Origin of the sequence: Corallococcus macrosporus (genome assembly GCF_017302985.1) — a bacterium.
In the GTDB taxonomy this organism is placed as follows: domain Bacteria; phylum Myxococcota; class Myxococcia; order Myxococcales; family Myxococcaceae; genus Corallococcus; species Corallococcus macrosporus_A.
In genome coordinates this window covers 38,955-56,190 of the sequence record NZ_JAFIMU010000010.1, presented here as the reverse complement: position 1 = coordinate 56,190, position 17,236 = coordinate 38,955, and the positions used below count along the sequence as shown (strand labels likewise).

At 70.1% G+C, this 17,236-nt stretch carries 24 protein-coding genes; 14 read left to right on the top strand and 10 right to left on the bottom strand.

What is annotated here, in order from left to right; genetic code table 11:
* Nucleotides 1–19 precede the first annotated feature (19 nt).
* Nucleotides 20–814 (top strand): glutathione S-transferase, encoded by a 795-nt coding sequence (locus JYK02_RS31010; protein ID WP_242589409.1) that lies wholly within the window; start codon nucleotides 20–22, stop codon nucleotides 812–814.
* On the opposite strand, the gene JYK02_RS31005 is transcribed toward JYK02_RS31010, so the two are convergent.
* Genes JYK02_RS31005 through JYK02_RS30995 form a run of 3 tightly spaced genes read right to left on the bottom strand, consistent with a single transcriptional unit; the run spans nucleotide 778 to nucleotide 2,269 of the window.
* Nucleotides 778–1,074, bottom strand: a complete 297-nt coding sequence (locus tag JYK02_RS31005) for a Carotenogenesis protein CarS (RefSeq protein ID WP_207056437.1) — start codon at nucleotides 1,072–1,074, stop codon at nucleotides 778–780. The two genes, JYK02_RS31010 and JYK02_RS31005, sit on opposite strands and share 37 nt — an antisense overlap.
* Entirely contained in the window at nucleotides 1,071–1,730 is a 660-nt protein-coding gene (locus tag JYK02_RS31000; protein ID WP_207056436.1) for a DUF1109 domain-containing protein, read from the bottom strand. Before JYK02_RS31000 ends, JYK02_RS31005 begins: the two co-directional genes overlap by 4 nt.
* Complete coding sequence (locus JYK02_RS30995; protein ID WP_207056844.1) at nucleotides 1,727–2,269, bottom strand: RNA polymerase sigma factor; 543 nt, start codon at nucleotides 2,267–2,269, stop codon at nucleotides 1,727–1,729. Before JYK02_RS30995 ends, JYK02_RS31000 begins: the two co-directional genes overlap by 4 nt.
* Before the next feature lie 188 nt (nucleotides 2,270–2,457).
* On the opposite strand from JYK02_RS30995, the gene JYK02_RS30990 reads away from it, so the two are divergent.
* The gene (locus JYK02_RS30990) at nucleotides 2,458–2,994 is read left to right on the top strand and encodes a DUF2378 family protein (RefSeq protein ID WP_207056435.1); all 537 of its coding nucleotides are present in this window, start codon (nucleotides 2,458–2,460) and stop codon (nucleotides 2,992–2,994) included.
* 75 nt (nucleotides 2,995–3,069) lie between these two features.
* Complete coding sequence (locus JYK02_RS30985) at nucleotides 3,070–3,558, top strand: FKBP-type peptidyl-prolyl cis-trans isomerase (protein WP_207056434.1); 489 nt, start codon at nucleotides 3,070–3,072, stop codon at nucleotides 3,556–3,558.
* Here JYK02_RS30985 and JYK02_RS30980 read toward each other — a convergent pair.
* The 6 genes from JYK02_RS30980 to JYK02_RS30955 all read right to left on the bottom strand — a co-directional run bounded on the left by JYK02_RS30980 (nucleotide 3,552) and on the right by JYK02_RS30955 (nucleotide 9,518).
* Nucleotides 3,552–4,826 carry a DEAD/DEAH box helicase gene (locus tag JYK02_RS30980; RefSeq protein WP_207056433.1) on the bottom strand — a complete coding sequence of 425 codons (1,275 nt, stop codon included), beginning with the start codon at nucleotides 4,824–4,826 and terminating at the stop codon, nucleotides 3,552–3,554. The two genes, JYK02_RS30985 and JYK02_RS30980, sit on opposite strands and share 7 nt — an antisense overlap.
* Before the next feature lie 72 nt (nucleotides 4,827–4,898).
* Nucleotides 4,899–5,753, bottom strand: a complete 855-nt coding sequence (gene fghA / locus JYK02_RS30975) for an S-formylglutathione hydrolase (protein ID WP_207056432.1) — start codon at nucleotides 5,751–5,753, stop codon at nucleotides 4,899–4,901.
* Nucleotides 5,750–6,862, bottom strand: a complete 1,113-nt coding sequence (locus JYK02_RS30970) for an S-(hydroxymethyl)glutathione dehydrogenase/class III alcohol dehydrogenase (protein WP_120552425.1) — start codon at nucleotides 6,860–6,862, stop codon at nucleotides 5,750–5,752. The genes fghA and JYK02_RS30970 overlap by 4 nt, the downstream gene beginning before the upstream one ends.
* Nucleotides 6,863–6,962: 100 nt before the next feature.
* Complete coding sequence (locus JYK02_RS30965; RefSeq protein WP_207056431.1) at nucleotides 6,963–7,703, bottom strand: response regulator; 741 nt, start codon at nucleotides 7,701–7,703, stop codon at nucleotides 6,963–6,965.
* A 21-nt stretch (nucleotides 7,704–7,724) separates the two neighbouring features.
* Nucleotides 7,725–9,008, bottom strand: a complete 1,284-nt coding sequence (locus tag JYK02_RS30960) for a sensor histidine kinase (RefSeq protein WP_207056430.1) — start codon at nucleotides 9,006–9,008, stop codon at nucleotides 7,725–7,727.
* Between the two features lie 87 nt (nucleotides 9,009–9,095).
* Entirely contained in the window at nucleotides 9,096–9,518 is a 423-nt protein-coding gene (locus tag JYK02_RS30955) for a hypothetical protein (RefSeq protein WP_207056429.1), read from the bottom strand.
* Nucleotides 9,519–9,620: 102 nt separating this feature from the next.
* On the opposite strand from JYK02_RS30955, the gene JYK02_RS30950 reads away from it, so the two are divergent.
* The 9 genes from JYK02_RS30950 to JYK02_RS30910 all read left to right on the top strand — a co-directional run bounded on the left by JYK02_RS30950 (nucleotide 9,621) and on the right by JYK02_RS30910 (nucleotide 14,676).
* Complete coding sequence (locus JYK02_RS30950) at nucleotides 9,621–10,397, top strand: HesA/MoeB/ThiF family protein (protein WP_207056427.1); 777 nt, start codon at nucleotides 9,621–9,623, stop codon at nucleotides 10,395–10,397.
* Nucleotides 10,385–10,624 carry a sulfurtransferase TusA family protein gene (locus tag JYK02_RS30945; RefSeq protein WP_207056425.1) on the top strand — a complete coding sequence of 80 codons (240 nt, stop codon included), beginning with the start codon at nucleotides 10,385–10,387 and terminating at the stop codon, nucleotides 10,622–10,624. The genes JYK02_RS30950 and JYK02_RS30945 overlap by 13 nt, the downstream gene beginning before the upstream one ends.
* 3 nt (nucleotides 10,625–10,627) lie before the next feature.
* Complete coding sequence (locus tag JYK02_RS30940; protein ID WP_207056423.1) at nucleotides 10,628–10,900, top strand: ubiquitin-like small modifier protein 1; 273 nt, start codon at nucleotides 10,628–10,630, stop codon at nucleotides 10,898–10,900.
* A gap of 10 nt (nucleotides 10,901–10,910) precedes the next feature.
* Nucleotides 10,911–11,543 carry a HesA/MoeB/ThiF family protein gene (locus JYK02_RS30935; protein ID WP_207056421.1) on the top strand — a complete coding sequence of 211 codons (633 nt, stop codon included), beginning with the start codon at nucleotides 10,911–10,913 and terminating at the stop codon, nucleotides 11,541–11,543.
* Nucleotides 11,462–11,995, top strand: a complete 534-nt coding sequence (locus JYK02_RS30930; RefSeq protein WP_347402628.1) for a M67 family metallopeptidase — start codon at nucleotides 11,462–11,464, stop codon at nucleotides 11,993–11,995. Before JYK02_RS30935 ends, JYK02_RS30930 begins: the two co-directional genes overlap by 82 nt.
* A gap of 157 nt (nucleotides 11,996–12,152) precedes the next feature.
* Nucleotides 12,153–12,926, top strand: coding sequence for an adenylyl-sulfate kinase (gene cysC / locus JYK02_RS30925; protein ID WP_207056419.1), 774 nt, complete (start codon nucleotides 12,153–12,155; stop codon nucleotides 12,924–12,926).
* Between the two features lie 92 nt (nucleotides 12,927–13,018).
* Nucleotides 13,019–13,927 (top strand): ATP-dependent sacrificial sulfur transferase LarE, encoded by a 909-nt coding sequence (larE, locus tag JYK02_RS30920; protein WP_207056418.1) that lies wholly within the window; start codon nucleotides 13,019–13,021, stop codon nucleotides 13,925–13,927.
* Nucleotides 13,924–14,448, top strand: coding sequence for a hypothetical protein (locus JYK02_RS30915; protein ID WP_207056417.1), 525 nt, complete (start codon nucleotides 13,924–13,926; stop codon nucleotides 14,446–14,448). Before larE ends, JYK02_RS30915 begins: the two co-directional genes overlap by 4 nt.
* A 63-nt stretch (nucleotides 14,449–14,511) precedes the next feature.
* A complete protein-coding gene (locus tag JYK02_RS30910) occupies nucleotides 14,512–14,676 on the top strand; it encodes a ribbon-helix-helix domain-containing protein (RefSeq protein ID WP_014396701.1) in 165 nt (54 codons plus the stop codon).
* Nucleotides 14,677–14,686: 10 nt separating this feature from the next.
* Here JYK02_RS30910 and JYK02_RS30905 read toward each other — a convergent pair whose 3' ends face one another.
* The gene (locus JYK02_RS30905; protein WP_207056416.1) at nucleotides 14,687–15,547 is read right to left on the bottom strand and encodes a tRNA pseudouridine(38-40) synthase TruA; all 861 of its coding nucleotides are present in this window, start codon (nucleotides 15,545–15,547) and stop codon (nucleotides 14,687–14,689) included.
* 43 nt (nucleotides 15,548–15,590) lie between these two features.
* Here JYK02_RS30905 and JYK02_RS30900 point away from each other — a divergent pair, with 43 nt between their 5' ends.
* Together JYK02_RS30900 and JYK02_RS30895 are read left to right on the top strand one after the other, a co-directional pair.
* Entirely contained in the window at nucleotides 15,591–16,502 is a 912-nt protein-coding gene (locus JYK02_RS30900) for an AgmX/PglI C-terminal domain-containing protein (protein ID WP_207056415.1), read from the top strand.
* A 27-nt stretch (nucleotides 16,503–16,529) separates the two neighbouring features.
* A complete protein-coding gene (locus JYK02_RS30895) occupies nucleotides 16,530–17,183 on the top strand; it encodes a hypothetical protein (protein WP_207056414.1) in 654 nt (217 codons plus the stop codon).
* Nucleotides 17,184–17,236 lie beyond the last annotated feature (53 nt).

Sequence of the window (17,236 nt, the reverse complement as noted above, 5' to 3'; positions counted from 1 at the left end):
CCGTGGATGGGTTTCCTGAATGCGCATCCCACGAGCGCAGGATGCGCGCCGGTTCCCATCACGCGAGGTGACGGCGATGAGCGACGCGAGGTTCGAGCTGTACTACTGGCCCGGCATTCCCGGCCGGGGCGAGTTCGTGCGGCTGGTGCTGGAAGAGGCCGGCGCGGACTGGGTGGACGTGGGCCTGCAACCCGGTGGCGGGAAGGCCGTTTCGGACATGCTCGGCAAGGGCCCCGTGCCCGCGTACGCGCCGCCCATGCTCAAGGTGGGCGACGTCGTCTTCTCCCAGGCCGCGAACATCTGCGCGTACCTGGGTGAACGCTTCGGCCTCGTCCCTTCCGACGAGGCGTCGCGGCTGCACGCCCGTCAATTCCAGCTCACCGTCGCGGACGTCGTGGCGGAGGCGCACGACACGCACCATCCCATCGCCGTGATGAAGTACTACGACGAGCAGAAGGACGCCGCGAAGCAGCGCGCCGAGGACTTCCGCACCCAGCGCATCCCGAAGTTCCTGGGCTACTTCGAACGCGTGCTGAAGGCGAACCCCCAGGGCGGCGGGAAGTACCTCCTGGGCAGCGACTTCTCCTACCCGGAGCTGGCGCTCTTCCAACTCGTGGACGGCCTGCGCTACGCGTTTCCCAACGCCATGCGCCGCATCGCCTCGGAAGTGCCCGGCGTGATGGCGCTGCACCAGCGCATCCGGGAGCGGCCGCGCATCGCCGCGTACAAGCAGTCCCCGCGCGCCCAGCCCTTCAACGAGAAGGGCATCTTCCGCCACTACCCGGAGCTGGACGACCCGAACGTGACGAAGTGACCCTGCGGCACCTCGACGATCTCCCGGGCGAAGAACAGGTCTTCGCCCACGCCGGCCACGCGGACCTGGATGAGCGGATCCGCCGGGTACTGCGTGGCCGGATCATCGAAGACGAGCGCCACGACGACGCCCACGCGGCCCAGGAAGCGCTCGGAGATGACGTCGTCCGGCTCGGTGCGGACCACCATCACCGTCGCGCCAATGCGCACCGGCGCGCCGTCCACGTCTTCCGTCAAGATGAGCGAGGGGTCGTGCTTCATGGTGCGTAGGTCCGGGGTTTGAGTCGTTTCGACAGCGCCCAGGTCGTGAACGTCAGCAGCGCCCACGCCCCCAGGTGATAGATGGCCACGTGTCCGGGGCCCTGCTCACACGCCAGCTCGCCCATGAACGCGCCCACCGTCCCCACCGACAGCCCCGCCACCGCCGCGCGCAGCGGGTCGAACGCGGCCGACCGCAGCGCCACCACCGCCACCACCAGGGGCACCAGCGCCAGCGCCACATGGCTCACCGTGCACACCCACTCGGGCAGCGTGGAGGGGCCCCTCGGGGCCGCCCGTGTCAGCACCAGCAGCGCGGAGCTCACCAGCGCCATCCCCACGCCCACCCACCGCAGCCGGCGCCCGCGCGGGGACAGCGCCCCCCACGAGCAGACCGCGCCCGTGGACAGGAGCATCGCCAGCATCGGCGCGCGGCCCGTCAGCACCGCGCCCGTGATGCGCCCCAGCGCCAGGAACACCCCGGCCACCGCGAACGCCAGGCCCGCGGACGCCGCGAACAGCCCCACCGCCTGAGCGCGCCAGGAGCGCACCGGCCGCTTCAGCGCCAGCTCCGCGCGCGACGCCTCCAGCGCGCGCTGCATCGCCTTCGGGTCCAGACGGGGTGGGGTGGACCGCCACGGGTCCGAAGGAGCGCTCATGACACCTCCTCCAATCCGCCGAGCAGCTCGCGCAGCTTCTCGTAGCCCCGGTGTGCCCGCAGCCGCGCCGCACCCGCGCGGATGCCTCGCATCTCGGCGATCTCCTCGAAGGACCAGCCCTCGAGCTTGCTCAGCACCACGGCCTCGCGCTGCTCCACGGGCAACTGCTGGAGCGCGTCCTCGATGCGCCGGCGCATGGCCGGGTCGCCGTCCGGCGCGGGCACGGCCAGGAGCCCTTCCGGCGGCGCGTGGGCATGCGCGTCCACGTGCTGCTGGTGCCGCAGCGCGTCCCGGGCCGCGTTCGCCGCGATGGTGAGCAGCCAGGGGGTGAAGCGCGTGCCCCGCTCGTAGCGGCCCCGGGCGCGGATGACGGAGAGGAACGTGGTCTGCATGAGGTCCTCCGCCAGCGGTCCGTCCCTCACCATGCGGGCGAGGAAGCCGTGCACACGCCCGGCATGCCGGGCGAACAGCGCTTCGAACGCCGGGTGGTCTCCCTGACAGAACTGGTCCATGAGCGCTTCGTCCGTGACGCCTTCCATCGTCTGGCTCACGGACGGCCCTGCCCGGAAATCGTTTCCAGGGACGGACGATTGCCCCCCTGGCGGCTCCAAGGCCTTGAAACGACAAGCGCTGGACGTGACATCGCCAGGGGGCTCGCTTCCACGACCCGAAAGGATAGTGTCGCGCGCCTTACCGGTTTCAACGCGTTTCCCCAATTCGAGCGCCCATGTCCCCGGCCGAGGTCGTCATCCAGTCCACGCTGTTCGAGTCGCTCCTGCGCTGCGTGCGATTGGACTCGTCCTTGCGCGAGCGCATGACGGCCGCGGGCTATGACCCGGACCGTCCCCGGGCCAGCTATCCGGCGTCGGTGTTCCTGCGCTGCCAGAACCTGGTGCTGCAGGCCGCCTACGCGGGCCGTCCGCAGCAGGAGGCGCTGCGGCAGATGGGCCGGGACCTGGTGCGCGGCTACTTCGAGACGCTGGTGGGCAAGGTGGTGAACGTGGCCCTGAAGGTCGCGGGCCCGGAGCGCGCCATGAAGCGGGTGGCGCTGAGCTTCCGCTCGGTGATGGAGCCGGTGGAGATCACCTCCCTGGAGTTGGGTCCCAAGGACTGGCGGGTGACATTCCAGGGCTACCCCTTTCCGGCGGAGGCCGCGGCGGGGTGCTGCGAGGAGGCCCTGCGTCAGGCCGGCGCCGCGACCGCCCACGCGGTGCTGGAGAACGACGACGGACACGGCCGCTTCGAGCTGCGCATGCGCTGGTAGGCGGTCCGTGTGCACGCTGTAACGGTGAGCATCATCCTTCCACCGCGACATGACTGAATGCGCTATGAGGGCCCCATGAAAATCGGCAAGGACAGTGTTGTCGCCATTGACTACAAGCTGCACCTCGGCGACGGGAAGATCGTGGACGAGAGCGAGGCAGGCGATCCGCTCGTCTACCTGCACGGCTACGAAGAGATCGTCCCCGGCCTGGAGAAGGCGCTGGAGGGCAAGTCCGCGGGCGAGTCGCTGAAGACGGTCGTCTCCGCGGCGGATGGCTACGGCGACTACGACCCGGAAGGCGTGGAAGAGGTCCCCCGGACCGAGTTCCCCGACGACCTGGAGATCAAGGCCGGCGGCATCCTGAGCGCCACGGACCCGGAAGGGGACGAGGTCGACTTCCTGGTGAAGGAAGTTCGCAAGGACACGGTGCTGGTGGACTTCAACCACCCGTTCGCCGGCAAGGAGCTGCACTTCGAGGTCACCATCAAGGAAGTGCGCGCCGCCACGCCCGAGGAGCTCGAGCACGGCCACGCGCACGGCCCCGGTGAGGACCACGATCACTGACCGCTGGGGCCCTTTGGCCGGCCCTTGCCGTGCGTCCGGGCATGCCGCCCGGGCGCCGCGCCCTCGGGCCGCTTGGAGCGGCCATGGTCGGCCTGGGGAGGCCCCGGGTCGCGCTGCTTCGCCAGGAACGCCGCCATCTCCCGCTGGAAGATGGGGTCCTTGCGAGGCACCTCCGTGCGGGGAAGCTCCTGGCGGATGATGCGCTCGATGTCCTGGAGCGTGCGGCGCTCCACTTCCAGCGCGAAGAGTGACGCCCGCCCACTGGCCGCCGCGCGAGCGGTGCGGCCGATGCGGTGCACGTAGTCCTCCGGCCCGTGCGGCACATCCAGGCTGATGACGTGGCCGATGTCATCCACGTCCAGTCCGCGCGCCGCCAGGTCGGTGGCCACGAGGCAGCGGTACTGCCCCCGGCGGAAGCCCTCCAACGCCTGACGCCGCTGCGCCTGCGTGCGGCCCGCGTGCAGGGCGGCGGACTTGTGGCCCGCGGCGGCGAGCAGCTCCTTCATCTTGTCCGCGCGCTGCTGGGTGCGCACGAACACGAGCGCGCTGGCCTGGTCCTGCGCGAGCAGCGTGAGCAGCAGCGGCCACTTCTCCTCGGGCTTCACGATGTAGAGGTGCTGCTCGGCGCGCGGCGCGGGCGTCCCGCTGGGCGTCACCTCCACGCGCACGGGCTTGTGCAGGGCGCGCTGGCCAAAGCGCGTCACGTCCGCGCCCAGGGTGGCGGAGAACAGCAGCGTCTGGCGCTCGCGGGGCAGCGCGTGGAGGATCTGGTTGATCTGCGGCAGGAAGCCCATGTCGAGCATCCGGTCCGCTTCATCCAGCACCAACGTCTGGATGCGCGACAGGTTCACGGCCTTCACGCCCAAGAGGTCCACCAGCCGGCCCGGCGTGGCGACGATGAGGGTGGGGCGCTCCTTGAGCGCATCCACCTGCGCGTTCATGTCCTCGCCGCCGACGATGAGCGTGGGCAGCACGCGCAGGGACTCGCCGAAGAAGCGGGCCTGCTCGGTCACCTGCTGCGCCAGCTCGCGCGTGGGCGTGAGGATGAGGCCCAGCGTGCCGCGCTCGCCCGCGAAGCGTTCAATCATGGGGAGCAGGTAGGCGGCCGTCTTGCCGGTGCCGGTGGCCGCGCAGCCGATGACGTCGCGGCCGGACAGCGCGGGCGGGATGGCCTGCGCCTGGATGGGCGTGGGAGCGCCGAAGCGGGCACGCTTCACGGCGCCCAGCGTTTCGGGGGACAGGCCCAGGGACTTGAAGGAAGCACTCATGCCCCCACGCCTCCCACGTTTCGGGCCGGGGAGGGAAGGGGATTGAGGGGCATGAGTGCCCGGGCCGCGGCTTCAGCCCGCGTTCAGCGCCGCGCCATGGTGGCGCAGGTGGTCTTCCATGAACGTGGAGATGAAGTAGTAGCCGTGGTCGTACCCCTCCTGCATGCGCAGGGTGAGGGGCTGGCCCGCCGCCTCGCAGGCTTCCTTGAGGAAGTGCGGGTGCAGCTGGTCCGGCAGGAACTTGTCCTTCGTCCCCTGGTCCACGAGCAGTGCCGGCACGCGCCGGCCAGCCTTCAGCAGCTCCGTGGCGTCGTACTCGCGCCACGTCGCCTCATCCGGCCCCAGGTAGCCGCCAAAGGCCTTCTTGCCCCAGGGGCTGCGGATGGGCGCGCCAATGGGCGCGAACGCGGACACGGACCGGTACCGGCCCGGGTCGCGCAGCGCCGTCACCAGCGCGCCGTGCCCGCCCATGGAGTGCCCGAAGATGCCCTCGCGGTCCATGCGCGCGGGGAAGTGCGCGCCAATGATGCCGGGCAGCTCCTTCGTGATGTACGTGCCCATGCGGTAGCGCGCCTTCCAGGGCTCCTGGGTGGCGTCCAGGTAGAAGCCCGCGCCGGTGCCGAAGTCCCAGTCCGCGTCCTCGCCCGGGATGCCCGCGCCGCGAGGACTGGTGTCCGGCGCCACGAGCATCAGCCCCAGCTCGGCCGCCACGCGCTGCGCACCGCCCTTGATGGCGAACGTCTCCTCCGTGCAGGTGAGGCCCGCCAGGTAGTACAGCACCGGCACCTTGCCGTGCTTCGCCTGGGGCGGCGTGTAGACGCTGAAGCGCATCTCACCGCCGCAGGCCTCGGACGGGTGCTTCCAGAAGGACTGCGTCCCTCCGAAGCACGCGTGCTCGCTGACGAGCGTCGGAGTCACGGCGCTCATGCGTACTTCACCACGCTGCGGATGGACTTGCCCTCGTGCATCAGGTCGAAGCCGTGGTTGATCTCCTCCAGCTTCAGCGTGTGGGTGATGAGCGGGTCCACCTGAATCTTCCCGTCCATGTACCAGTCCACGATCTTCGGCACGTCCGTGCGGCCACGGGCCCCGCCGAACGCGCTGCCCTTCCACACGCGGCCGGTGACCAACTGGAACGGCCGGGTGCTGATCTCCTGCCCCGCGCCCGCCACGCCGATGATGATGCTCTCGCCCCAGCCACGGTGGCAGCACTCGAGGGCCTGGCGCATGGTCTTCACGTTGCCGATGCACTCGAAGCTGTAGTCCGCGCCGCCGCCGGTGAGGTTCACGAGGTAGGGGACGAGGTCGCCCTCCACCTCCTTCGGGTTCACGAAGTGCGTCATCCCGAACTTCTCCGCGATCTCCTTGCGAGCGGGGTTCAGGTCCACGCCGACGATCATGTCCGCGCCCACCATGCGCGCGGCCTGCACGACGTTGAGGCCGATACCGCCCAGGCCGAAGACGACGACCTTCGCGCCGGCCTCCACCTTCGCGGTGTAGACGACGGCGCCCACGCCCGTGGTGACGCCGCAGCCGATGTAGCAGACCTTCTCGAACGGGGCGTCCTCGCGGATCTTCGCCACGGCGATCTCCGGCAGCACCGTGTAGTTCGCGAACGTGGAGCAGCCCATGTAGTGGTGGATCATCTGCTTGCCCAGGCGGAAGCGGCTGGTGCCATCCGGCATCAGGCCCTTGCCCTGCGTGGCGCGGATGGCCGTGCACAGGTTCGTCTTCTGGGACAGGCACGACTTACAGCCGCGGCACTCCGGCGTGTAGAGCGGGATGACGTGGTCGCCCTTCTTCACGCTGGTGACGCCCGGGCCCACGTCCACGACGATGCCCGCGCCCTCGTGGCCGAAGATGGCGGGGAACAGCCCCTCCGGGTCCGCGCCGGAGCGGGTGAACTCGTCGGTGTGGCACAGGCCGGTGGCCTTCAGCTCGATCAGCACCTCGCCCGCCTTGGGGCCTTCCAGGTGCACGGTTTCGATGCTCAGGGGCTTGCCGGCCTCGAAGGCGACGGCGGCGCGGACGTCCATGGTGGGGCTCCTGTGAGTGGGGAAGGAAGACTCCCCACTGTAGAGGCCACGCACCGCGTCGTCCGTGAAAAGAAACGGCCCGACCCATCAGGGCCCGCTACTAGACGGAGATGAGGCCCTTGCGGATGCCCTCGGTGACGGCCTCCACGCGGTTCGTCACCTCGAGTTTCCGGTAGATGTGCTCCAGGTGCGTGCGGATGGTCGCCTTGGAGAGCGACAGCAGCCGGGCCGCCTCGCTGTTGGACACGCCCTTGGCGATGAGCTGCAGGATTTCGCGCTCGCGGTCCGACAGCGGCTTGAGCAGCGGCTCGCGCGCGGACGCATCCGCGGCGGCCTCCGCGGCGGACGGCGTCACGGGCAGCGGCTCGGTGGGCACGGGCGCGGTGTCCGGCTCCACGCGGAAGTGGCGCAACAGGCGCCGCGCGAGGTTCGGCTGGATGACCGTGCCGCCCGCGCGCACCTCCTTGATGGCCTCGACGATCTTGTCCACCGTCGCGCCCTTGAGCAGGTAGCCGGACGCGCCCGCCTTCACGGCTTCGAGGACTTTGTCCTCCTCGTCGAAGATGGTGAAGATCAGGATCTCCACCTTCGGGAAGCGCGCCTTCACCTCGCGCGTCACGTCGATGCCGCTCATGCGCGGCAGCCCCAGGTCCAGCAGCATCACGTCCGGTTGATCGCGCTCCACCTCCGCCAACGCGGCTTCGCCGGACAGCGCGGTGCCCACGATGTCGATGTCCGGGTGGCCCTCGAAGAGGCGCAGCTGGTTCTTCAGGATCTTGGTCTGGTCCTCCACGACGAACACGCGGATGGGGAGGGGGGCGGCGCTGGAAGTCGGGTCCACGGGGCGGATCTCCGGTGCGTGTCAGGCGGAAAGACAGGGAAGGGAGAAGGCCACCTGGGCCCCAGCGCCGGGCGCCGAGTCCACCACGATGGAACCCCCGAGCTTCATGGCCCGCTCACGCATGTTGAGCAGGCCGTAGTGGCCGCGCGGCGTGCGGCCCGGGTCGAAGCCCTTGCCGTTGTCGCGGACCACCAGGTGCACGCCCTCCGCGCTGAAGTCCAGGCGCACCTGGACCTCCTTCGCCTCGGCGTGCTTCGCGGCGTTGGACAGGCACTCCTGGAGGATGCGGAACAGCGCCAGCTGCGCGTCCGGGGGCAGCTTGCGCGTCAGGCCCGTGCGCTCGAAGCGGATGTCCTGCCCGGTGCGCTCGCGGAACGTCTTGACGTAGTCCTCCAGACCCTGCGCCAGCTCGAAGTCGTCGCGCATCATCCGCAGGTTGCGGCGCAGCTCTTCAATGGACTCCTCCGCGGTGGCCTTCATCTCGCGGATCTCCGTGCGCAGCCCGTCCTCGCGCGCGAGGTTCAGGATGTACTCCGCCTGGATGATCATGGAGGACAGCGACGCGCCCAGGCCGTCGTGGATTTCGCGCGCCAGCCGGTTGCGCTCCTCCACCACCGCCAGCTCCTTCAGGTCGCCCTGCAGGGACACCACCTCGCGGTGCGCGGTGGCCTCGCGCTCGTTCAGGTACACGAGCACGTAGACGATGATGAAGTTGAGTCCCAGGTACCAGAGCAGCGTGAGCAGCTCCACCGCCGTCACGGAGCGGTTGAGGAGCAGGTCCAGGCGCGTGGTGATGGGCAGCGCCAGGAGCGGCGGCAGGATGGCCAGCGGCTTGGGGAAGAGGATGGCGAAGAGCGTGGTGAACAAGAGCTGCGTCGCCAGCAGTGGACTCTGGAGGCCGCCGCCCACCTGCGGACGCGCGATGAGCACCACGGTGATCAGCAGGTCGAAGCAGAGCGACAGGTACGTCACCCACCGGCCGGCCTTCGGGTGGTCGATGACGAGCAGGTTCGCGACGCTGTAGATGAGCATCGCGAAGTAGCCCAGGAAGGAGATGGGCCCGTTGAAGCCGAAGTAGCCGCTCCACGCGGGCACCGCGAGGATGAGCAGGCCCAACGTGAGGAACATCATCCGCGCGTAGAACAGCGCGCGGGCCCGGGCGACGAAGCGGTCCTGCTCCCAGGAGGCCGCCGCCTGCTCCGCGGACACGTTGTCCGTGAGGTTGCGGCGCTCCAGCACGGCGCGGACGCGGGCCTTCAGGTCATGGGCCGGGTGGTCGTCGCCGGGTCGGAGGTCGCTGTCCATGCGAGCGGCAGCTTACGGGACCTTCTCCGGGAGCGGAATTCCCGGCAAGCCGCCAGGTCGGCATCCTGGCGGGTGCGGAGACACGCGTTACTTGGGGGCGCCTTCGTCCGCGCACGCCTTCTTGGCTTCGGGCTGGCGCTCGAGGACGAAGTCCAGGCGGTCCTTCGTCTCGCCGGTGCGCTCGTCGAACAGGGGCGTGCCGCCCGCGTACATGGTGCCCTTCTGGCTGCCGTAGCGGTCCAGGTTGTGGGACTTGAGCCAGCCGTCCACGCAGGCCTCCAGGGCCAGGCGGTCGCTGGCGCCCGAGTCGTAGCTCACGGCGCTCGCGTCCTTCGTGCCGGCCTCGGCGGTGGCCGTGGGGGCGGGAGCGGCGTCGGGGGCCGCCTGGAGCTCCTCCTTGACGGTGCCGGTCTGCGTGGCCGCGTCAGGGCTCTCGCCGGTGTTCTTGTGGCAGCCGACAGCCAGGGACAGCAGGGTGGAAAACACGAGCGCGCCGGTCAGGTTTTTCATATGTCCTGGCAGGTGAGGGCCGCTTGTGACGGCGGCGGTTTGAAGAGGGGACGTCCAGTCGACGCCCCATATTCGTTTCGTTCCTCGCGGAGCACCAGCCCCATGCACGGTTCGCCGGATACCGACCACCACGCGCGCATTCCCCACGCCACCCGCATCGAGCGCGCGCGGGTGCTGGTAGTGGGGGCAGGCGGCCTGGGCTGTCCGGCGTCGCTCGCGCTGGCGCAGGGCGGAGTGGGCCACCTGACGCTGGTGGATCCGGACCGGGTGGACGTGACGAACCTGCCCCGGCAGCTCTGGCACCGCACCCAGGACGTTGGCCGCTTCAAGGCGGAGTCCGCCGCCGCGGGCCTGCTGCGCGCCTTCCCCGGCCTGAGCGTGGAGGCCCTGCCGGAGCGGCTGGACGCGGGCAACGCGGAGGGCCTCTTCCGCGAGCACGACCTGGTGGTGGACGCGACGGACGGCGTGGCCACCAAGTTCTTCCTGTCGGACGTGGCGGTGCTCACCGGCGTGCCGCTGGTGTACGGCGGCGTGCTGCGCATGAACGGCCAGGCCCTGCGCATCGACCCCGGCGGGCCGTGCCTGCGCTGCCTCTACGAGGACGTGCCGCCCCCGGACGCGGTGCCCACCTGCGCGCAGGCGGGCGTGCTGGGCGCGATGGCGGGGCTCATCGGCGCGGTGCAGGCGCTGCTCGCGCTGGAGCTGCTGGCGGGCGCGGCGACGGGGCCGCGGGGTCAGGCCACGCTGCACGTGCTCGACGGCGAGACGCTGGAGGGGCGCACGGTGAAGGTGACGCGCGCGCCCGGCTGCCCGGGGTGCAACATCCAGACGCTGCCCCCGTTCCCCTCGTCCCAGGAGGACACCGCATGCCCGACGTGACGGCGACGTTGGACATCACCCGCGAGGTGTGTCCGATGACCTACGTGCGCACCAAGCTGAAGCTGGAGTCGCTGCCCGCGGACTCGCTGCTGGAGGTGCTGCTCAAGGGCGATGAACCCTTGAAGAACGTGCCCCGCAGCGCGAAGGATGAGGGCCACGACGTGGTGTCCCTGGATCCGCGCGGGGACGGCACGCACCGGTTGATCATCCGCAAGCGGGGGAAATGAACCATGGCCACCATTCGCATTCCGACACCCATGCGCACGCTCACGCGCAACCAGGCCGAGGTCCAGGCCACCGGCGCCACCGTGGGCGAGGTGCTGCGCGACCTGGACGCGCGCTACCCCGGCATGGGCGCGCGCCTCTTCGACGACAAGGGCACCGTGCGCCGGTACGTGAACATCTTCCTCAACGAGGAGGACGTGCGCGCGCTCAACGCCCTGGACACGCCGGTGAAGGACGCGGACCGCATCACCCTCATCCCGGCCATGGCGGGGGGCTGAGAGGAGCGTCATGGCGCTGCGCGAGGATCAGATTCTCCGCTACTCCCGGCAGATCCTCCTGCGGGACGTGGGCGGGCGCGGCCAGGAGGCCCTGCTGTCGGGCGGCGCACGCGTGGACGGGCTGGGCGCGTCCGGCCTCACCGCCACGGCGTACCTGGCCGGCGGCGGCACCCCGGTGACGGGCGTGGGCTCCTTGACCATGGGGCCCTGGTCGCCGGGGTTCCTCGCGTCGGCCCAGGACGTGGGCCAGCCCGTGGCGGAGGTGCTGGCGCGCGTGATTCCGGAGGTGAACCCGGACGCGGTGGGCACGTCCGGCGGCGGGCTGCTCGCGGAGCTGCCGGCGGCCTGGAGCGGCGAGGCCCCCTGGGTCGCGCTGGGCGGTGACGGCGTGCGCGGCGCAGTGGTTTTCCGGGGCAGGGACGGCTGCGTCTGGTGCTTCGGGGAGACGGTGCGCCACCTGGGCACGCCGCCGGACGGGGCCATGGGCGTGGCCCTGGGCGCCCTGGGCGCGCTGGTGTTCCAGCGGCTGCGGCTGGGGATGGGCCCGGCGCTGGGCGGCCGGTGGTTGAGCGCGCCGGGCGCGATGACGGACCTGGAGCCGCGCCGGTGCTCGCGCTGCGCGGCGGCGGAAGCGAAGCCCTGATCCGCGACGTCCCCCCGGAAGTCCTCGCCGGGATGATCCGCCACCTGGAGGCCGCGTGGCCCCACGAGGGCTGCGGCGTGATCCTCCGGAGCGGGGTGGGGGAGGGGGACTCCTGGCGGGTCGTTCCCCTGCCCAACGTCTCCCCCACGCCCCGTGTCGCCTATGCCTTCGCGCCGGAGGCGTGGCTCCAGGTGTGCCTGGACGCGGACCTGCGACAGGAGGCGGTGGTCAGTGTCTTCCACTCGCATGTGGACACGCCCGCAGTGTTCTCCAGCGAAGATCGACGCCAAGCCGCCCCGTCGGGAATCGCGCTCCTGCCTCAGGTGTCATATATCGTAGTCGCCATATGCGGAGGCAGGGCTGCCTCCGCCTCCCAGTCGGTTTGGAGCACGGGGGGTTTTCAGACTGTTCCGCTTCCATTGGCGGATTTCAGGTTTGAAAAACCCGTGTAAGGGCGGGAACTTGCCCGGCGACCAACCCCACCTGCGGAAAGGTGGGTCCGAATTGTCAAGTGACCGGGTTATCGTCTATAAAGCGGCGGTCAATTGGATCTGCCGCGTCCCACGCCGCGTGCAATAAGCGCTCCGGACGCAGGGAGTTTGAACCCTTATGGCCCCCAACACTGGTTTCACCCTCTGGCTGACCGGCATGTCCGGGACCGGGAAGAGCACGACGGCCGCCTACATCGCGGCGCGCCTCCGGCAGGTCGGACGCAACGTGGAGGTCCTCGATGAGGGTGAACTCCAGAACGACCTGTGGGCCGGCATCGGCGACACCAAGGACGAGCGCAACATGGTGGTGCGCCGCCTGGGCTTCGTCGCCGGCCTCCTGGCCCGCAACGGCACGGCGGTGCTCGTCCCCTGCGTGAGCCCCTACAAGTCGAGCCGTGAGGAAGTGCGCCGCTCGGTGGGCAAGTACGTGGAGGTCTACGTCGACTGCCCCACGGAGAAGCTCATCGAGCGCGACACCACGGGCAAGTACAAGAAGGCGCTCAACGGCGAGATCCCGAACTTCATCGGCATCACGGAGCCCTACGAGCCGCCCACCTCTCCCGAGGTGACCATCTACTCCGACACGGAGTCGGTGGAGGACGGCGGCACGAAGATCTTCCAGGCGCTGCTGGACCTGGGCCTGATGACGACGGACGAGCTGAAGATCATCACCGGCAAGAAGATGAAGGCCAACCCGCTGCCGGCCAAGAAGGCCCGCCGCGACGAGGAGGAGGCCCCCGCCCGGGTCGCCGCCGTGAAGGCCGCGAAGACGCCCAAGGCGGACAAGGGCTCCAAGGGCGCCAAGGCGCGTCCGGCCACCCGCGCCGCCCGCGTGGGCAAGCCGGCCCCCGCCGCCGCGAAGAAGAAGGCCGTGAAGGGCAAGGCCCGCTAGAAGCCCCCCGCTGTCCCCTGACTGTCGAAGGGCTCCAGGTTGCTCGCGCGATGCGCGTGCAATCCGGGGCCCTTCCGTTTTAGGAGTCCCCCATGCTGAGCCCCGAGCGGATTGAAGCCCTGTGTGAAGCGTCCCGCCCCAAGCTGGAGGCGATGCGCGAAGCCCTGCGCGCCCACGGCAGTGCGCTGGTGGCGTTCTCCGGCGGCGTGGACTCCACTTTCGTCCTCGCCATCGCTGCGGAGGTGCTGGGCGAGCGCGCCCTGGCGCTCACCGCGCTGTCGGCCTCCGTGGCCCCGGAGGAGGAGCGCGAGGCCCGTGAGCTGGCGGACCGCCTGGGCGCCCGCCACGTCGTCGTCTCCAGCAACGAGCTGGCGAACCCCAACTACGCCGCCAACCCCACCAACCGCTGCTACTTCTGCAAGACGGAGCTGTACGACCTCTGCGAGGCGAAGCGCGCGGAGCTGGGGCTCGCCGTGGTGCTGGACGGCTTCAACGCGGACGACTTCAAGGATCACCGCCCCGGCCACAAGGCCGCGAAGGAGCACCAGGTGTCGTCCCCCCTGGCCCAGGCGGGGCTCACCAAGGATGAGATCCGCGCGTGGAGCCGCAAGCTGGGGCTGCCCACCTGGGACAAGCCGCAGATGGCGTGCCTGGCGTCGCGCATCCCCTACGGCACGTCCGTGACGCGCGACCGGCTGCTGCAGATCGCCGCCGCGGAGTCGGAGCTGCGCGCCCTGGAGTTCAAGCAGTTCCGCGTGCGCTACCACCAGGACGTGGCGCGCATCGAGCTGGCCAGCGAGGAGTACCCGCGCTTCTTCGAGGCCGGCATCCGCGAGCGGATCAACGGCGCCTTCAAGTCCCTGGGCTTCAAGTTCGTGGCCCTGGACCTGGAGCCCTTCCGCTCGGGCCGCCTCAACGAGGCCGCCGGCATCACCCCCGCGGCCGGGGCAGGGCAGGGGAAGGGACCCGCCGAGGGCTTCAAGCTCCCGGTGGTGGGGTGAAGGGGCTCCCGGCCGTCCTGATCCTCGCGGCCGCCCCCGCCGCCGCGGCGGAGTTCGTGGACGACGGGCCCTACGCGCGCCAGCGCTCGCTGATCCTCACCGTGGGGCCCGGGGCCACGTACACCGAACGGATCAGCGGCACCTCCGCCGTGTCCGGGCTCGCCGGGCACCTGGACCTGGGGGCCGCGCTCACCGTCGGCTACGAGGGGAATGAGGTGTTCCTCCTCGCGCGCGGCAGCACCGGCCGCCCGGGGGAGGAGCTGGCGCTGATCACCGGTTACCGCAGCGTCTTCGGATCCGAGTCGTGGCGGACCTTCTTTGATCTCGGCGTTTCCGTGCGGCCGATTTCTGGGCCGTGGCTGGGGCCTCGCTTAGGGTTCGGCGCCAGACACACCCTCTTGGATCATTTCGCGCTGTACGGCGGGCTCGGCTTCACGTTCGGGTTCGGCTCCGGACTGCGCGCGGACACCGAGCTCTTCACCGGGTTGCAGTGGATCATCCCGGTGGGTTCGGCCTCGTAGGTTGTTTTCTTGAGGTTGTCCGACATTGTGAGAGGGTGTGTGCATCTGTCGGAGGCCACGCACTTGGACATGAATCCCCGCCTCACCTCGGTCGTGTTTCGTCTCAATCGCGAGAAGCTGGATGCCCTGAAGGAGCTGTCGCGCACCACGCGCATCCGTCAGAGCGAGTACCTCCGGGAGGCCATCTCGGATCTGCTGGCGAAGTACGAAGCGCGCTTCGTGGACTGAAAGCGCGACGTCAGCCCGGCGGCGCTCCCGTGAAGGGTGGCGCGTCGGGCAGACCGGGCGGGTGGAGGCGCTCGCCGGGCCCGAAGGGGTCCACCGCGGAAGGATAGCGGACCTCCCACAGCACCAGCCCATGCGCCGGGGCCTTGAAGCCGGCCAGGGCGCTCCCCGCATCCAGCGCCGCGTGCCACTGCTCCTCGGACAGGAGCCCCGCGGCGACCTTCAGCGCACTGCCCACCAGGTACCGCACCTGGTAGCGCGCGAAGCCATCTCCCTCCAGCCGCGCCTCGAAGAGCCCTCCGCCCAGCTCCCGCAGGGTGGCGGACGCGAGCGTGCGCGGCTTCTGGGGACTGGAACGCTCGTGGAACGCGGTGAAGTCCCGCGTGCCCACGGCGCGGGCGAGCAGCGCCTCCAGCCGCTCCGGCGTCACCCGGTGACCGGCCTGGAGCGTCCCGTCCGCCGCCACGTCCAGCGCGTACGGCCGCCACGCTTCCGTCGGCGGTCCACCCAGCGTCAGGTGATAGCGGTACTCCTTGCCGCTCGCGCTCCACTGGGCGTGGAAGGCGCCCGGCGGCCGCTTCGCGATGCACAGCCCCACGTCCGGGGAGAGGTGCGGCTGGAGCCTCGCGGGCAGCGAGTCCAGGGGCACGTCCTCATTGAGGCGCAGGCTGATGACCTGCATCCGCGCGTGCACGCCCCGGTCGGTGCGCCCGGACGGCATCACCGTCGCCGGTGAGCCTGCCTGCTCCAGGGCGTCTTCGAGCGCGTCCTGGACCGTGGGGCCTTCCACCTGGCGCTGGAAGCCGCGGAAGTTTCCACCGCGATACCAAGTCCACAGTACGGCGGGAATTCGTTTGAGCGAGGGCTTTGCCACGGCGTTGCGATGACGCTGGGAGACACACGATACTCCCGCGCGAATGCTGGCCGGACAAGAACTCGCGGTGGACAGTGATGGGCAGTGGCTTTTCCGACAGGGAGACCTGGTGCTGGGGCCCATCACCGCATCCCAGGTGGTGGAGAAGCTCTACACGGGGGAACTGACCCCGGACAGCCCGGTGGCGCCGGCGGGTGAGCGGGAGTTCCGGACGCTCCGGGACACCGCCGCCTTCCAGGTGCACATCGCGCGCTTCGAGGCGCAGGGCCGCGTCGCCCAGACGATGCTCGTGGAGCAGGCCCGCAACCAGAAGCGCGTGAAGGTGCTCGCGGGCGTCGCCGCGGGCGTGGCGCTCCTGTTGGGCGTCACCGGCTGGTACCTGGCGCGCAACGCCGCCGTCTACGGCCTGTTCGGCGCGACGGACGAGGGCGACGGCATCACCATGGATCCGCCCACCATCCGCCTGGCCCAGGCCCGGGGGGATGACGAGGACCTCTTCGCCTACCCGACCAACGACCCGCGCCGCCCGGATCGCCCCGCGGGGCAGGGCAGTGCCTCCCCCAAGACAGCGGGCAGTGGCGCGGTGGCCAGCGCCGCTTCCGCCAACCGGCCGCCCCGGACGGGCAGCGTCTCCACGGATCCGGACGGCCTGGAGATGGCCCAGCAGTTCGACCAGGGCGCCATCAACCGCGTCGTCGCCGGCAACCAGTCCAAGCTCTTCCGCTGCTTCAAGGAAGAGGCCGAGCGCACGCCGGGCCTGGCCGCGAAGATTCCGATGGAGTTCGTCATCGGGAACGACGGCCGCGTGAACAAGCTCTGGGTGGACAACCCCCAGTTCAAGCAGGGCCCGCTCTACGAGTGCCTCTTCGCGGAGCTGAAGAAGTGGCCCTTCAAGGCCTACGACGGCGAGCGCGCCACCGTGGGACTTTCGTTCAATATCGGCAAGCGGGGGTAGGGCGACTTTCTTGCCCACCCCCCGGACGTGCCCGATACAACAGGCATGTCCGCCTCTGTCGCCGAAGTCGAAATCGCCAAGAAGGCCATGAGCGTCCCCCCGGGGACGTTCCGCCACACCGTCCTGCTCGCCGCCAAGCGCTTCAAGTCCACCTGGGCGGAGCTGGGCAAGCTGCTCGTCCAGGTCCGGGACGAAGCCAAGTACGAGGAGTGGGGCCACGCCTCCTTCGAGGCCTACTGCCTCAAGGAGCTGCACATCAAGAAGCAGACCGCGCTGAAGCTCACGCGCTCGTTCAGCTTCCTGGCCAAGCACGAAGCCCCGGAAGAGCTCCAGCAGCACGAGTTCCCGGAGAAGGCGCCCGCCTTCGAAGTGGTGGAAGTCCTGGCTGACGCCGAGGAGCGCGGCCAGCTGTCACCCACCGAATACAAGTCCCTGCGCGACAGCATCTGGAGCCCGGAGAAGTCTCCCACGGAGCTCAAGAAGGAGTTCACCGAGCGCTTCCCCCGGCCCCCGCCGGAGCCGCCGCCGGAGAGCCTCCAGGTGCGGAAACTGGCGCAGATGGCGCGCAAGCTCGCCTCCGAGCTGGCGGGAAGCCGTCGAGTCCCCAACGCTGTCGCCGAGCGGGCGGCCGCCCTGGCGGACGATGTCGAAGAGATCGCGTCGAGCGTGACGGACGCCTGAGTCGCTGTTATCCAACGTCGACCCGTTGACCTGGGATGAACGCTCCTGGGAAA